16 protein-coding genes and 1 tRNA gene are annotated in these 14,049 nt (G+C 74.7%); 7 read left to right on the plus strand and 10 right to left on the minus strand.

Going from position 1 to position 14,049, the window contains the following annotated elements; genetic code table 11:
- Position 1 precedes the first annotated feature (1 nt).
- Together J0910_RS02400 and J0910_RS02405 are read right to left on the minus strand one after the other, a co-directional pair.
- The gene (locus J0910_RS02400) at positions 2–670 is read right to left on the minus strand and encodes a hypothetical protein (protein WP_420156861.1); all 669 of its coding nucleotides are present in this window, start codon (positions 668–670) and stop codon (positions 2–4) included.
- 5 nt (positions 671–675) lie between these two features.
- Complete coding sequence (locus J0910_RS02405; RefSeq protein WP_420156862.1) at positions 676–1,368, minus strand: hypothetical protein; 693 nt, start codon at positions 1,366–1,368, stop codon at positions 676–678.
- Positions 1,369–1,655: 287 nt separating this feature from the next.
- On the opposite strand from J0910_RS02405, the gene J0910_RS02410 reads away from it, so the two are divergent.
- The 4 genes from J0910_RS02410 (at position 1,656) to J0910_RS02425 (ending at position 5,909) form a co-directional block, all read left to right on the plus strand.
- Positions 1,656–1,850, plus strand: a complete 195-nt coding sequence (locus tag J0910_RS02410; RefSeq protein ID WP_420156863.1) for a hypothetical protein — start codon at positions 1,656–1,658, stop codon at positions 1,848–1,850.
- A gap of 62 nt (positions 1,851–1,912) precedes the next feature.
- Complete coding sequence (locus tag J0910_RS02415; protein ID WP_420156864.1) at positions 1,913–2,101, plus strand: hypothetical protein; 189 nt, start codon at positions 1,913–1,915, stop codon at positions 2,099–2,101.
- 169 nt (positions 2,102–2,270) lie between these two features.
- Positions 2,271–5,234, plus strand: a complete 2,964-nt coding sequence (locus tag J0910_RS02420; RefSeq protein WP_420156865.1) for an AfsR/SARP family transcriptional regulator — start codon at positions 2,271–2,273, stop codon at positions 5,232–5,234.
- Between the two features lie 240 nt (positions 5,235–5,474).
- Positions 5,475–5,909, plus strand: coding sequence for a hypothetical protein (locus J0910_RS02425; protein WP_420156866.1), 435 nt, complete (start codon positions 5,475–5,477; stop codon positions 5,907–5,909).
- Here the strand turns inward: J0910_RS02425 and J0910_RS02430 are convergent.
- From J0910_RS02430 to J0910_RS02455, 6 genes are all read right to left on the minus strand, one after another.
- A complete protein-coding gene (locus tag J0910_RS02430) occupies positions 5,873–7,462 on the minus strand; it encodes a polyamine aminopropyltransferase (protein WP_420156867.1) in 1,590 nt (529 codons plus the stop codon). The genes J0910_RS02425 and J0910_RS02430 overlap by 37 nt on opposite strands.
- Entirely contained in the window at positions 7,459–7,878 is a 420-nt protein-coding gene (locus J0910_RS02435) for a DUF350 domain-containing protein (RefSeq protein ID WP_420156868.1), read from the minus strand. Before J0910_RS02435 ends, J0910_RS02430 begins: the two co-directional genes overlap by 4 nt.
- Positions 7,879–7,909: 31 nt before the next feature.
- Positions 7,910–8,251, minus strand: a complete 342-nt coding sequence (locus tag J0910_RS02440; RefSeq protein ID WP_420156869.1) for a hypothetical protein — start codon at positions 8,249–8,251, stop codon at positions 7,910–7,912.
- Positions 8,241–8,825, minus strand: a complete 585-nt coding sequence (locus tag J0910_RS02445) for a DUF2617 family protein (RefSeq protein ID WP_420156870.1) — start codon at positions 8,823–8,825, stop codon at positions 8,241–8,243. Before J0910_RS02445 ends, J0910_RS02440 begins: the two co-directional genes overlap by 11 nt.
- 3 nt (positions 8,826–8,828) lie before the next feature.
- On the minus strand, positions 8,829–9,446 hold the full coding sequence (locus J0910_RS02450) for a DUF4178 domain-containing protein (protein ID WP_420156871.1): 618 nt from the start codon (positions 9,444–9,446) through the stop codon (positions 8,829–8,831).
- A 376-nt stretch (positions 9,447–9,822) separates the two neighbouring features.
- On the minus strand, positions 9,823–10,143 hold the full coding sequence (locus J0910_RS02455) for a hypothetical protein (RefSeq protein WP_420156872.1): 321 nt from the start codon (positions 10,141–10,143) through the stop codon (positions 9,823–9,825).
- Between the two features lie 177 nt (positions 10,144–10,320).
- On the opposite strand from J0910_RS02455, the gene J0910_RS02460 reads away from it, so the two are divergent.
- The 3 genes from J0910_RS02460 to J0910_RS02470 all read left to right on the plus strand — a co-directional run bounded on the left by J0910_RS02460 (position 10,321) and on the right by J0910_RS02470 (position 12,739).
- Positions 10,321–11,388: a WD40 repeat domain-containing protein gene (locus J0910_RS02460; RefSeq protein WP_420156873.1), complete on the plus strand. Its 1,068-nt coding sequence runs from the start codon at positions 10,321–10,323 to the stop codon at positions 11,386–11,388.
- 88 nt (positions 11,389–11,476) lie between these two features.
- Positions 11,477–11,550, plus strand: a tRNA-Pro gene (locus tag J0910_RS02465).
- A gap of 220 nt (positions 11,551–11,770) precedes the next feature.
- A complete protein-coding gene (locus J0910_RS02470; RefSeq protein ID WP_420156874.1) occupies positions 11,771–12,739 on the plus strand; it encodes a hypothetical protein in 969 nt (322 codons plus the stop codon).
- A gap of 54 nt (positions 12,740–12,793) precedes the next feature.
- Here the strand turns inward: J0910_RS02470 and J0910_RS02475 are convergent, their stop codons facing one another.
- Together J0910_RS02475 and J0910_RS02480 are read right to left on the minus strand one after the other, a co-directional pair.
- A complete protein-coding gene (locus tag J0910_RS02475) occupies positions 12,794–13,015 on the minus strand; it encodes a DUF1963 domain-containing protein (RefSeq protein WP_420156875.1) in 222 nt (73 codons plus the stop codon).
- A 148-nt stretch (positions 13,016–13,163) separates the two neighbouring features.
- Positions 13,164–14,048, minus strand: coding sequence for an NAD(P)H-binding protein (locus tag J0910_RS02480; protein ID WP_420156876.1), 885 nt, complete (start codon positions 14,046–14,048; stop codon positions 13,164–13,166).
- Position 14,049 lies beyond the last annotated feature (1 nt).

Below are 14,049 nucleotides of genomic sequence, written 5' to 3' on the forward strand. Positions count from 1 at the left end.
CTCACGCCTCCCGGATCTCGCTCTGCGGCACGGCCACCGCCTCCTCGGCGCCGCCGACCGCCTTCTTCAGCTCGGAGCCGCTCAGCTCCAGGTCGACCAGGGCCGAGCCGGACAGCCGCCGGTCCAGCCCGGAGAAGACGTTGAACCGGACGGAGGGGGAGGCCAGCCGCTCGGGGGGAAGCTCGAACACCACGGCGCCGCGCCGGGGGATCCCCGGGGAGAACGCGTCGCCGATCGACCCGAGCGCGTTCACCGACGCGCCGGAGGTGCCGTAGGTGGTGCCCTCGCCGGTCTCCAGCTCGGCCTCGACCCGGTCCAGCGGCCGCTCGGCGGCGGTGATGTCGGCCGTCACCACCACCCACACGCCGTTGGCCTCGATGGCGCCCTCCGCCGCGCCGGCGTCCGCCTCATCGCCGCCGAAGGAGAAGCCGGAGGCGTCGTAGACGGACCGGGCGAAGGCGACGTCGACCACCTCGACGGTGAACGAGCGGGCGTCGACCGCCTCGGACGCGCTCCCGGACACCTCGATCGGCGCGGTGCGGTCCTCGTCGTCGTGGATCCGGAGCGCCTGGGCGCCGAGCAGCAGCGCCAGCAGCACGGCGGAGGCCAGCGCCGTCGAGACGCGGCCCGGCCGGCGCCGACCGGGCCGGGGGGCGGGGGCGGTGCGCATCCGGCTCACCCCTTCTCCAGCGGGAGCGGGTAGACGCCCACCGTCCTGTCATCGGTCCACCAGCGCTTGGCGGGGTCGGTGAAACCGGGCTCGAACGTGGCGCCGGTCACCGTGACCTCCGCCTCGTCCACCCGGGACAGCTGCTCGGAGACGTCGTCCGGCGGGGCGAGGAAGTCCTCGCCGAAGGTCTCCTCGGCGGTCTTGACCTCCTTCTTGGCCGGGTCGCCCTCGGCCAGCGTCCAGACCAGGACGACCTCCTCCCGCATCTTCGGCTGGAGGTCGCCCAGGTCGGTGTCGGGCAGGCGGACCAGCCGGACGCGCATCGACTCGGTCTTCAGGTCCTTGCGCCCGAAGTCCACCTTGAACAAGGTGTTCAGCTGCGAGGCCGGGACCGGCTCGTCCGCCAGCGACTCCAGCTCCGCGCGGACCTCCAGCCGGTACCCGCCCAGGTCCGGGTCCTCGCCGACGGACGCCTCGTGCAGCGCCACCTTCATCAGCTTGTTCTGCACGGTCCTTCCGGGCTCGACGGTCTTGAACTGGATCGCCTTGGCGTCGTCCAGTCCTCCGGTGAGCCAGAGCGCGACCAGCAGCAGCGCGATGACGGGTGCGCCCACCGCCGCGAGCAGGACGCGGCCGCGGACGGTCCGGGGAAAGGGGATCTCCGGGCCGTCGTCGAGGTCGGGCATGTGGTGCGCCACAAAAGGGAAGCTTAAGGGGCCCAGGGGAGGAGAGGGGAACGAGCGGCCGAATGAGGACACCCCGCCCGGTGCCGTCCGCACCGCGCCGAGCAGGCGCTCCACCGCCCGAAGGCGCCGCCTCCGGCCCGAAAGCGGGTTGAAAGCGCTGCGGAAGACGGCCTCTCTAGGGTTGGACCCGTCCGGCGACATCCGGCACCCGCGGGAGGACGGCCCGCGGGTGCCGCGTCGGCGGACCGCAGGGTCACACGAGCGTGGCGCCGCCCTCCCAGAGAAACGGAAGTGGAAGCATGCCGCTGGTCGAGCAGGGTGTCGTCGATGAAGAGTTCTCCCGGATCGTCGAAGGCCTCGGCGCTCCGGCCCCCGCCCTCCGGCCGGCCGCCAAGACGCGGCCGTTCGAGGAGGGCGGCGACTCCCGCCAGGAGGAGATGGAGCCCTGGGAGGACGAGGACGACGCCGCCGGGATCGACATCGAGTGGCCTTGAAGCGGGACGGGGCCTGCCGGATGTGCAGGCCCCGGCGGAGGTCCGAGGGAAAGGGGGCAGGGATGGTTCGCACGGCCGGCCCTGAAGCGGAATTCGAAGAGATCGTGGCCGGACTGGGGTGGGAAGTGGAGGCCAAGGTGAGGCCCTACGAGGACCCGATTCCGGTGCAGGAGCGGGAGCGGGAGGAGGAATCCGCTCCCCTGCACGAGACTGAGGGGGCGGAGAAGGCCCCGGTCGAGCGGGAGCGCTGAAAACCGGTTCCAGGGGACCGAGCGCGGGCGCACACCGGCGCGGCAATGCGCGGCGGTGAATGGGGAGGGCGCCCGCGCTCTCCGGTGATCCACAAATGGCCTTGGTACAGTGCCGTTTGTGGATTTCGGCGTGCTCGGCCCCATAACCGCATGGGAAAACGGAGAATCGGTGCCCGTCGGGGGGCCGAGGCAGCGCTGTGTCCTGGGCGCACTCCTGGTCGACGTCGGTAAAGAGGTGCCGATCGACCGGCTCATCTCCCACCTGTGGGGCGACGACCCGCCGCGCACCGCGCGCTCCGTCGTCCAGGTGCAGATCTCCCACCTGCGCCGGGCCTTCCCCGGCACCATCGTCACCACCCCCGGCGGCTACCTGGCCGACGTCGACCCGGTCCGCGTCGACCTGCACCGGTTCCGCGCCCACGTGGCGCGGGCCCAGGCCGCGGCCGGCCCCGCCGAAGCCGTCGCCGACTGGGACCGCGCCCTGGAGTGCTGGCGCGGCCGGCCGTTCTCCGGAACCGGATCGGAGCGGCTCTGGTACGCCCTGGGCCAGCCGCTGCTGGAGGAGCGCTGGGCCGCGGTGGCCGCCTGGGCCGAGTGCGCGTCCGCGCTCCGCCGCCACACCGAGGTGGTCACCCGGCTGTCGCCGCTGGTCCGCGAGGAGCCGCTCCGCGAGCGCCTGCGCTACCTGCTGATCTCCTCGCTGTACCGGAGCGGCCAGCGCGCGGCCGCGCTCGCCGCCTACGAGGACAACCGCCGCCACCTGGCCGAGGAGCTGGGCGTCGACCCCAGCCCGGAGCTGGTCGAGCTGCACCAGCGGATCCTCACCGACACCGAGGGGGAGCCGGAGCCCGCCCCGACCCCGTCGGTGCTGGAGGAGACCGCGCCGCAGCAGGTCCTCCAGATCGACGCGGCCGCCTGGTCGCCCCGGAACGACCTCCCCCGGGACATCCCCGACTTCACCGGCCGCCAGGAGGACCTGGGGCGGCTGCTGGCCACCGGGGAGCAGGGCGCCGACGTGCACGTGGTCACCGGGCCGGGCGGGGTGGGCAAGACCGCGCTCGCGGTGCGCGCCGCGCACCGGATGGCCGGCCGCTACCCCGACGGGCAGCTCTTCATCGACCTGTACGGCTACAGCCCCGACCAGGAGCCGCTCCGCCCCGAGGCCGCGCTGGGCGCGCTGCTGCGCGCCACCGGGGTGCCGCCGGAGGCGGTCCCGGAGAGCCTGGAGGAGCGCTCGGCGCTGTGGCGGGCCCGGCTGGCCGACCGCAGGGTCTTAGTGGTGCTGGACAACGCGGTCGGCCACGCGCAGGTCGCCGCGCTGCTCACCGCCGGTCCCGGGTCGCTCACCCTGGTCACCACCCGCAACGACCTGCCCGGCCTGGGCGGGGCCGGGTACGTCTCGCTGGGCATGCTCGGCGAGGACGAGTCGATGCAGCTGCTCGGCACGGTGCTCGGCACCGGGCGGGTGGAGCGGGAGCGGGACGCCGCGGCCGAGGTGGTCCGGCAGTGCGGCGGACTCCCGCTGGCGCTGCGCATCGTCACCGGCCGCATGCTGAGCCGGCCCCGGTGGACGTTCGCCCACGTCGCGCAGCGGCTGAGCGAGCAGCGGCGGCGCTTCCGCGAGCTGCAGGTGGAGGGGCAGAGCGTCGAGGCGGTGTTCGAGCTCTCCTACCTGAGCCTCACCCCGGAGCAGCAGCGCTCGTTCTGCCTGCTCGGCATGATGATCGGCGGCAGCGTCGACCTGTTCGGCGCGGCGGCGCTGCTGGACATGGAGGCCCCGGACGCCGACGACCTGCTGCAGGAGCTGGTCAGCGTCTGCCTGCTGGACGAGCCCGGTGCGGACCACTACCGGTTCCACGACCTGATCGGCGTCTACGCCCGGCACAAGGCGAAGAGCGCGCTGCCGGAGAAGGAGACCGACGCGGCCCGGTGGCGGCTGGCCGAATATTATCTGGGCACCGCGAATAGGGCCGCGGATTTCCTCGGCCCCCGGGCGCACGAATACGAGGTGTCCGTCGAGAAGAGGTCACGCTACGAAAGCGAAATCACCGAACGGAGTCAGGCGGTTTCCTGGTTCGATATCCATCAGGACAACCTCGCCTCCGTGGTGGATTTCTTCGCCTCCGTTCGGGCCGGCGAGCACGCCTGGCAGATCGCCGATTCGGTGTGGCTGTACTACGCCTCGCACGGCCGCACCGAGCTGCTGCTCGCCACCCAGGAGAAGGCGCTGGAGGTCAGCCGCCGCCAGGGCAACGAGCGGGGCAGCGCGGTGACGCTGGTCGGGCTGGGCATCGCGCAGTTCATGGCCGGGCGGTTCAACCTCGCCCTCGACCTGCTCAACGACGCCCGGGAGATCCTGGACCGGATGGGCGACCACCGCGGGCTGATCCGGGTCGACGCCAACCTGGGCATGATCTACGAGCGCCTCGGCCGGTTCGCCGAGGCGCTCGCCTCGCTGGAACGGGTGCTGGGCTTCGCCGAGGAGTCCGGCGACCGGCGGCTGATCCTGCTGCAGACCCTGAACATCGGCGCGATCAACCAGGTCATCGGCGAGTACGGTGCGGCGATCGCGGCCGGGAGGGCGGTGCTCGGCGCCGCCGAGGAGGACGGCGGGGCGGATCTGCGCTCGCCCGCGCTGCGGGTGATCGGCGAGTCCAGCGCCGGCCTGGGCGACCACGAGGCCGCCGTGCAGCACCTGGAGGAGGCGGTGGCGGTCGCCCGGGAGGACGGCAACCACTCCGACGAGATCTACGCCCTCAACGGCCTGGCCATCGCGCTGCGCGGGTCGGGCCGCGGCGGCGACGCGGTCGACGCCCACCAGAGCGCCTACGACCTGGGGCGCAGGGCCGGGGTGCGGAACGCCGACGCGGAGATCCTCACCGAACTCGGCCGGACGCTGGCGGTGCTGGGGCGCCGCGAGGAGGCCCGGACCGCCCAGGAGAAGGCGCTGCGCATCGCCCGGGAGCGCAAGGAGCGCTACCCGGAGGCCCGCGCCCTGCTCGGCCTCGGCCTCCTCGACCGGGAGGAGGGGGCCGAGGCCACCGCCGAGGACCGGCTCACCGCGGCCGCCGCCCTCCTCGGCGAACTGGGCGTCCCCGAGGCGGCCGAGGCCCGCGCCGCCCTGAACCGCTGACCCGGCCCGCCGGGCCGGAGGGGGTGCGGTCTCCTCCCGGTCCGGCGGGCCGGCACCACCCGGGGGAGGGGTCCGGGCACCCCTGACCGGGGCCGCTCCGCGGAGGAGACTCGAGGCGGAGAGCGCGAGGACGAGCCCCGGGAGGCGGACATGGCGCACACGGTTCACGGAGGCCCGCGGGGTACCGCACGCCCCGGTCCCCCCGGAGGCGTCCCTGCGGCGCTCCGGGCGGCCTGCCTGATGTGGCTGGCCGCGATCGGCTCCGGGGTCGCCGAGTCGGTCATCGGGGCCTCGGGCGTGCTGGCCGAGGACGGGTTCGGCGCCGGACTGGCCGCGAACATCGCGCTGCGGGTCGCGGTCTACTCCGGGGCCGCGGTGCTGGTGCTGTTCCTGTACCGGCGCCGGCCGTGGGCCCGCACCGCGCTGGCGGTGCTGCTCGGCTGCATCGGCCTGGCGACCCTGGTGGTGCCGCTCGTCTCCTGGCTCGCCGCGGGCGGCGACGCCGGAGCGGCGCTGGCCGCGGCGGACGGCGCCGACCTGGCCTACTACGCGGTGCGGGCGGTGCACATCGCCGCGGTGCTCGGGGCGATGACCGCGATGTTCCTCCCGGCGAGCCGCGCCGCGCTGCGGCGCGGGGGTCAGTACCCGGCCCAGGCCTCAGGGTCCTGCTCGTAGCCGATGACCGCGGGGTCGAGCAGGGTGGAGGGGCGGACGTCGCCGGTCGCCTCCAGGGAGCGGTCCTCCGGGAAGACCTCGGCCGCCCGCAGCACGGAGCCGCTGAGGAAGCGCAGGTCGGGGGCGTCGGAGGGGAGGCCCAGCGGGGGGCCGTCCCCCTCGCCGCCGTCGGGGGCGGCCAGGAAGTACCCCCAGTCGCCGAAGCTGGGCACGTCCACGTGGTACGGGGTGGTGGCCCAGCCGGCCTCCTCCAGGGAGGCGCCGATGCTCCAGTAGGCCTTCGGCGCGAAGAACGGCGAGCCCGCCTGGACCGCGAGCCGCCCCCCGTCGGCCAGCGCGTTGCGGACCAGCCCGTAGAACTCCACCGAGTAGAGCTTGGCGGTGCCGACGTCGTCGGGGTCGGGCATGTCGGCGATGATCGCGTCGTAGCGCCGGCCGTTCTCCCGGAGCCAGTTGAAGGCGTCGGTGTTGACCACCTCCACCCGCGGGTCGTCCAGGGAGTCGCCGTTGAGCCCGGAGATCTCGGGGTCGGCGCGGGCCAGCCGGGTGACGGCCGGGTCGAGGTCGACCAGGGTCACCGACTCGACGTCGGGGTAGCGGAGGATCTCGCGGACCGCCAGCCCGTCGCCGCCGCCGAGCACCAGCACCGAGCCGCGCGCCCCGTCCAGCACCGGGTGCACCAGCGACTCGTGGTAGCGGTACTCGTCCAGCGAGCTGAACTGCAGGTCGCCGTTGAGGAAGAGCCGGGTGTCCCGGCCGTCGGAGGTGCGGGTGACCACGATCTCCTGGTAGTCGGAGCGCTCCGCGTGCACGATCGGGGCCCGGTACAGCGCCTGCCGGGCGGTGACCTCGAACCGGCCGGAGTAGGCGAACGCGGCCGCGAGCACCGCGACCACCAGCACCATGGCCGAGGTGGTCAGCACCCGCGACCGGCGCCGCAGCGAGGAGCGGAACAGCCACAGCACCACCCACATGCCCACCACGGCGTTGACCGCGCCGACGATGAGCGCCCCCTCGACCAGCCCGAAGACCGGGAGCAGCAGGAAGGGGAAGGCCAGGCCGCCGATCAGGCCGCCCACGTAGTCGGCGGCGAACAGGTCGGCGACCGCGTCGGCCGCGTCCTGCCGGCGGATCCGCTGGATCAGCTCCATCAGCAGCGGGATCTCCGCGCCGATGAGCGCGCCCACGGCGAACGCGCACAGCACCAGCGCCGGCTGGTACAGCGACAGGTAGGCGTAGGCCGCGTACAGCGCCAGCACCGACAGCCCGCCGACCAGGGAGAGCGCCCCTTCGATCACGGCGAACCAGAACGCGGGCCGGGCGGTCAGCCCCTTGGACGCCAGCGAGCCGATGCCCATCGCGAACACCATCACGCTGAGCACGATGGAGGCCTGGGTGATGGTGTCGCCCAGCAGGTAGCTGCCCAGCGCGACCAGGGCCAGTTCGTAGACCAGGCCGCAGGCCGCGCAGATGAAGACCGCGAGCAGCACCAGGAAGCGTGCCGCCCGCGGCGGGACCGGGAGCCGGAGAGGGGATCCGGAGGGGCCGGTCAAGAGATGGCCGCGGCGACCACGAGGGCGACCGCGATGTGCGCCGATGCGTTGATCCAGGCGGCGGGCTGGAGGTCGGCGTGGGTCACCACGGCGCCCAGCCTGCCGGGGGTGAGCAGGTCGATGACGATGAAGGAGAGCCCCATCAGCAGCAGCCCGATCACACCGTAGACGCCGGTCAGCAGCAGGCCCTCGGCGAGGGGGCCGGTGCTGGTGTAGACGGCCATGGCCACCACCAGGGCGACGCCCAGGGTGTTGGCGGCCAGCACCAGGGTGGCGTTGGGGTTCTTGTCGGTCCAGATCAGGGCGTGCAGCTTGCCCGGGGTGAGCAGGTCGACCAGCAGGTACCCGAGGGCCATCAGGACCATGCCGAGTACGCCGTAGGCGAGGCAGGCGAGCGCCTCGTACACGATGAACACCGCTATCCACTCCTTTTCATGATGCTCGCGTTCACTTGCCCCAGCCCGGTCCGCCGCCGCGGTACCCCGAGCCGTTCCGGTGGCCGTCGCCTCCGCCGAAGAACCACCAGCCGCCGGAGGAGGAGCCGCTGGAGGAGCCGTGGGAGGTGCTCCGGCAGCCCACGTAGATGTATTCGCCGTCTTCGTACTCGTAGTCGCCGCGGTCGTCGTTGTGCACGTACCGGCCGTCGACCAGGTCGTAGTCGCCGCATTCCGGGCGCCCGACCCCGCCGCCGCTGCTGCAGGAGGCGATCAGGAAGACACCCAGGACCGCCAGCAGCCCCAGGGTCAGGAAGATCTTTCCGGCGCCGGCCGCGCCGTTCTCATCGTTCACGGTCGCTCGGTCCTCCCAGGGATGTCGGGGGAGAGAGGTGCGTCTCGGTGCGCACCAGCTCACCGCTCTGCGGATAGGAGTGCCAGGTCGTCCAGTGCAGCCGCCCCGGCCCCGGGGAGCAGGCGGCGAGCGCGGTGACGGCGGCCGGGTCGCCGGGGAAGGCCGCGGCGACCGAGGCCGGGTGCGCCTCGGCGGCGGCGATCAGGGCGGCCACCCGCTCGGTGAGGGCGCCCGCGCCGTGCCGCTCGACGGTGCTGCGGAACCGGTAGCCGAGCGGGCCGGGGAGATCGCGCCGGGCCGAGCCGGGGAGCGGCGGGGCGTCCCGGCCGGGGCCGGCCAGGCAGGCCACGGTCTCGGTGAGCAGCTCGGCCCCGGTGTCCGCCGCGGCGATCGCGACCTGGTGCGAGGCGCCGAGGACGCGCAGCTCGATCCGGTACCCGGCGATCAGGGCGCGGGTCCGGGCCAGCGCGGGGAGCTCGGTGCGCTCCAGCGACCAGGAGAGGTCGGCGGCGCGGGTGTCGGCGAACGGAGTGTCCACGGCGACCGCGCCGAGCAGGGGGGCGGGGGATGGCACGCGTCAGGCCTCCGGGTCGGCCGAGGACGGGTAGACGGTGATGTCGCCGCGGTGCACCACGGTTCCGGTGGCCGCCTCCCAGCGGCCGTGGTCGAAGCGCTCGAAGGAGAGCAGCGACCCGTCGGCGGCCTCGTAGTCGGCGTAGTCCATGCCGCCCTGGGCGCGCAGGCCGGTGGTGCCCTCGGAGCGGTAGGAGGCGCTGCCGCGCTCGGTCAGCCGGTAGGAGGTGCCCTCCAGCTCGACGGTGCGGCCGTGCGGGGTCAGCTCCAGGTCGGGGCGGCCGGTCCAGAGCGCCATCTGCAGGTCGGGGTCCTCCTCCACGGAGAGCCAGCGGCGGCCGCCCTCGACCTCGATGAAGTGCTCGGCCCAGACCGCGCCGCCCTCGGAGAGCCGCAGCGTGCCGCGGATCCAGGCCTGCTCCGCGCCGTACTCCAGCATGTCCCCGGCGCGCAGCGCGAGCGGGTCGCCGCCGGTCTCGCCGATGTCGGCGAACGGGTCGCGGGGCGGCTCGGGCGCGGCCGGAGCCGCGGCGGGCCGCCTCCGCAGCAGAACCACCAGGAGCGCCACGACCACGACCGCCAACACGGCCACCAGCAGGAACAGGATCACTGGGGTGTTCAAGCGGGGGCTCCCATCGGTACTTCGGCGTGCGCTGTCCGGCCCCGCCACCCGGGGCATCGGGGGGTAGGACGGGGGAGGGGCCCGGCGGGTTCCCGCCTGGCCGCGACCGGACGTATCGTCTCAGACCGCCCCCCGACCTGGGGAGGCCGGTCCCGGCCAGTGCCGCCGCCCGGGGCCGGCGGCGCCCCCGGGCCCCGCCGACCGGTTCCGCCCTGTCCGCTCCGCCCGCCCGCGCCGGGGACCGGCCCCGGGCCGGGGCGGTGAGAACGGCGGGCGGAAAGGCCCGCTCCGCCCGCCGACAGGGCTCCCGGGCCGCCGCTCCCGGCGGGAGGGCGCCTCCGCATGCGGCCGGCCGCTCCGGGGAGGGCGCTCCGGCTCAGGCCGTCCGGCGGTCCGGGGTCGGCGGCACGTCCCACCGCCCGGCGGACGCCCGCTCCCGGAGCAGCGCGTCGTCCCCGTGCGCCCGGCACAGGCCGCCGTGCACCGGGCCGCCGTCCCGCGGCCGGGGGCACCCCTCCCGGGCGCAGCGCCGGCCGCCCAGCCGCGCCCGCCGCTCCCGCACGTCATCGGCGTGCTCGGCGCAGTACGGCGACCCCTCCGCCAGTCCGATGCAGTCCGGCACCGCGCACACCCGGTCCCGGTTGAGCCACCTTCCCAGCAGCACCCACCAGGGGGCCTGCCACTCCTCGCCGTCCATGCCCAGAAGGTCCGCCGGAACCCGGCCCCCGGCAACCGCCGCGGCCGCCTCCGGCCGTTCTTCTCCATAGAGGTTTCACCCCGCGCCCCCGCCTCCCCTCCCGCCCCGCCCGCGGAAGGCGCGTGCCCGCGGTCCCGGCCGGACGGGTGTCGGACCCCGCTCGTACACTCCGCGCCCATGACGACGCCTGCCCTCTCCAGCCGGACCCCCTCCCAGGAGGTCTGCGACTTCGACATCGTCGCCGTCGGCGACCGCCCCCTCTTCGTCTGCGCGGACGGAGGCTCGGGGGTGTACACCTGGGACCCCTCCGACGACCGGTGGACCGAGCACCGGTTCCGCCAGCCGCACCGCCCGGACGAGTTCCACGAGCTCTACGGGGTCCTTCCGGACGAGGATGACGACTACCGGATCAGCGCCGTCTGCGCGGCCGTCGTGGACGGCCGGATCGTGGTCGGCGGCGGCAACTACGAGGAGTCCTTCGCGCTCTGGGACCTGCACACCGGCGCCGTCCGCATGCACACGAGGCTCGACCAGGGCGGGGTGCAGACGGCGGTGGCCGCGGAGCTGGACGGGCGCCCGCACTTCCTGGTCGGCGACCAGAGCGCGTTCCCCGCCTTCCTCCGGGTCTGGGACGCGACGTGCAGCGACGGCGACGGCGGCGGTGCAGCGGCCGCCGAGCCCGTCCGGTACGACGGGCACCGGGACAGCATCGGCGGCATCACGGCCGGAACGCTGGACGGCCGCCCGGTCGTGGTCTCCGGGGGCTGGGACGGCACGGTGCTGATGTGGGACGCCGGCAAGGGGGCCCTCCTCAGGGAGTTCGAGCCGGCCGCCTCCGTGGTGGGCCTCGCCCTGGCGGCCGTGGGCGGCCGGACCCGGGTGGTGGCGATCGGCGACGCGGAGGTGCTCCTGGGCGACCCCGACACGGGCGAGTGGCGGTACTGCGTCGACGTCTTCGGAGAGCTCTGCGGCGATGAGGACGACGCAGACGACGAGGACGACGATGACGGCCCCTCCGTCACCTGCGGGGACGTCGGCGTCGTGGGCGGCCGCCCGATCGCGGTGACCGGTTCCGACGACGGCGCGGTCTGCGTGTGGTCCCTGGAGGAGGGGCGCCTCCTGCTCGGCCCGCTCACCGCGCACGACGGGGAGGTCCGAGCCGTCCGCATCACCGAGCTGAACGGTCGCCCCGCCGTCGCCGCCGCAGGCCAGGGCGGGTACATGCACGTGTGGCACCTCGACTGACCCGCCCCTCCGGCCGAACCGCCGGACCCTCTCCTCTTTCGCGTGTGCGAGCACCCCCGAACGTCCGCTAGACTTGGGCTCGTTGCCACGGGGTGTAGCGCAGCTTGGCAGCGCGCTTCGTTCGGGACGAAGAGGTCGTGGGTTCAAATCCCGCCACCCCGACGTGGCGAAACGCCGGGTCCATACGGGCCCGGCGTTTCGTATTGGGGCCGAATTCGTCTCCATCGAGAGCCCCGGCGGGCCCGTCGGCGGCCTTCCTTTCGGTGAGGGCACCGCTGCGCGGGCGGTGCGGCAGGGCCGGGCCGTCTCCGGGCCGGGAACCGTTCCGGGGCCGCTCGCGTCCACTCGCACGCGAGCGGTGCGGAGGCGGGAGGCGGAGGCCATGGCCGAGGAGGAATCCGGCGGCGCCGGGCAGGGGGCGGCCCCGGTCGGTCGGGCGGCGGTGGCGGTGGGTGCGCTCATCGGGCTCGTCTGGCCTGCGGTGCTGCTGCCGGTGACCGGCGTACTGGTGCCGTTCTCCGACAAGCCCTGGGCATGGGACGGCGGTGAGGCCGCCGCCGTCATCGTGCCGTCGCTCGGGGGAGCGGTCCTGGCGGTCCTCCCGGTGGTCGGGCTGCTGCGTCGGCTGCGGGTGCCGAGCCCCTGGGCGACCGCGGCGACCGGACTGCTGCTGGTCTGCCCGGCGGCGCTCGCCCTGGTGTGGTGGGCATCCGAGGAGCTGTGGCCGGACCTGCCCGGACTGGCGGCGGCACTCGCCGCCGCCATCGGCTCGGCGGCGTTCGCCCTGGTGGTCCGCTGCTCCTCGGCCGGATCGCGGCTGCGCGCCGTCGCGGCGGTCGGCGCGGTCGCCCTGGCGGCCGGCGCCTCGGCCGTGCTGCTGCGGCCGGCGGCGGAGGCCCGCGAGGAGGCCGCCGCGGACTTCGACGCGTTCCCCGGCACCATGGTGGTGATGGACCGGGAGGGGTGGGAGATGACCGAGGCGGCGGCGGTCGGGGACTCCTACCTGGAGATCACCTACCGGTCCACCGCGGAGGACCCCCGGACGCTGCAGGTCACCGGCTACGCGGACCGCGACTACGCGGACTTCGGCGACCCGTGCGCCGGCCTCAAGCGCGTCACCTGCGAGGACGAGGGGGACGGCGTCCTGAAGCGCTCCGACGCCGGCCCCGAGCTGTACACCGGGTACGACGGCACCCCCGTCACGATCCAGGCGCCGACCTGGATGCCGGACGCCCGCGAGTCCGACCTGCTCGCCGCCGCCGGGCACCTGCGCGAACCGACCCCGGCCGAGCGGGAGGAGCTGCGCGACGCGGTGATGCGGCACGAAGCGGACATGAACCTCCCCGGGTAGCCGCCCCGAGAAGGAAGCGCCGGAGAGGAACCGCCCGGAGAGGAAGCGCCGGGGTCAGCACGACGCCGTGTAGCAGTCCACCTGGGTGAAGTCGCCCGCCCGCAGCGCTTCGGCCGGGATGTCGGAGGAGACCGTGCCGCAGTCGGCCCAGCTCCAGCCGTCGTCGCTGTCGAGCTGGAGCAGGTGGACGCGGTCGGGGTCCGGGGCGGGGCCTCCCTGCATGGCCCACGGCCGGCCGAACGCGCGGTGCCCGCTCTCGTCCCGCCACTCGCCCACGACTTCCTCGGAGAGGTTGAGGACCTGGGAGAGGGCCTCTCCTCCCCGCCCTCGATCCCGGGGAGGAGGACTTCGATCCGCTTGAACGCCTCCCGCAGCTCCGTGTGGTCCGCCTCGGCCCCGCGCCGTCGCCGACGGGGGCGTGGGTTCAGGCCCGGGCGGCCGGGGCGAACGCCGCGGCGTGGTCCCGGGCGAAGTCGGCGATGTCCCGCGGAGGGCGGCCGAGGAGGTCGGCCACCGCGCCGGTGGTGAAGTCCCCCCAGCCGGAGGCGTACGCCTGCGCGTACTCCTCCAGCATGTCCGCGATCCACTCCGGGACGCCGTGGCCGAGCAGCGCCGCGCGCTTGGCGCCGTCGCCGACCGGGCGGTAGGCGACGGGCCTGCCGAGCGCCTCCCCCAGCCGCCCGGCGACCTCGTCGAAGGTCACCGAGTGCGGGCCGCTGAGGGTGTAGGTCGCGCCGTGGTGCCGGTCCGGGTCGTCCAGGAGCACCCGGGCGGCGCACTCGGCGACGTCGCGCGCGTCGACCATGCCGAGCCGCGCCGAGGCCATGTTCAGCGAGAACGCGCCGGTGGCGGAGATCTCGGCCGCCTCGTTCAGCAGGTTCTGCATGAACCAGAGCGGGCGCAGGACCGTCCACCGCAGGCCGGACGCCTCGGTCTCCCGGTCCGACAGGGCGTGCAGCCGGCCGCTGCGGGTCGGCGCGTCGTGCGCCGCGCCGACGGCGGAGAGCCGCACGATGCGCTCCACCCCGGCCCGGCGCGCCGCCCACACCGCGTTCATGCTGTTCTCCGGGGCGCGCGGGCCGTTCGGGACGAGCAGCCAGACGTCCTGCACGCCCTCGAAGGCGGGCGGCAGCGAGCGGGCGTCGCCGAGGTCGCCGGTGACGGCCTCGACGCCCCGGCGGCGGAGGCCTTCGGCCCCCTTCTCCCCGCGGACCAGGGCGCGGAGGCGCACGTCGGCGCCTTCCAGCGCCTTCAGCAGTTCGGTGGAGACGGTCCCGGTGGCCCCGGTGACCAGTACGGTGCGCGGCATG

Origin of the sequence: Nocardiopsis oceanisediminis (assembly GCF_048595525.1) — a bacterium.
Lineage (GTDB): Bacteria > Actinomycetota > Actinomycetes > Streptosporangiales > Streptosporangiaceae > Nocardiopsis_A > Nocardiopsis_A oceanisediminis.

Coding starts and splice junctions, on each gene's coding strand:
- J0910_RS02400 (WP_420156861.1), bottom strand. CDS start 670: ATGCGCACCGCCCCCGCCCCCCGGCCCGGTCGGCGCCGGCCGGGCCGC.
- J0910_RS02410 (WP_420156863.1), top strand. CDS start 1,656: ATGCCGCTGGTCGAGCAGGGTGTCGTCGATGAAGAGTTCTCCCGGATC.
- J0910_RS02415 (WP_420156864.1), top strand. CDS start 1,913: ATGGTTCGCACGGCCGGCCCTGAAGCGGAATTCGAAGAGATCGTGGCC.
- J0910_RS02425 (WP_420156866.1), top strand. CDS start 5,475: ATGTGGCTGGCCGCGATCGGCTCCGGGGTCGCCGAGTCGGTCATCGGG.
- J0910_RS02455 (WP_420156872.1), bottom strand. CDS start 10,143: ATGGACGGCGAGGAGTGGCAGGCCCCCTGGTGGGTGCTGCTGGGAAGG.
- J0910_RS02460 (WP_420156873.1), top strand. CDS start 10,321: ATGACGACGCCTGCCCTCTCCAGCCGGACCCCCTCCCAGGAGGTCTGC.
- J0910_RS02470 (WP_420156874.1), top strand. CDS start 11,771: ATGGCCGAGGAGGAATCCGGCGGCGCCGGGCAGGGGGCGGCCCCGGTC.
- J0910_RS02480 (WP_420156876.1), bottom strand. CDS start 14,048: ATGCCGCGCACCGTACTGGTCACCGGGGCCACCGGGACCGTCTCCACC.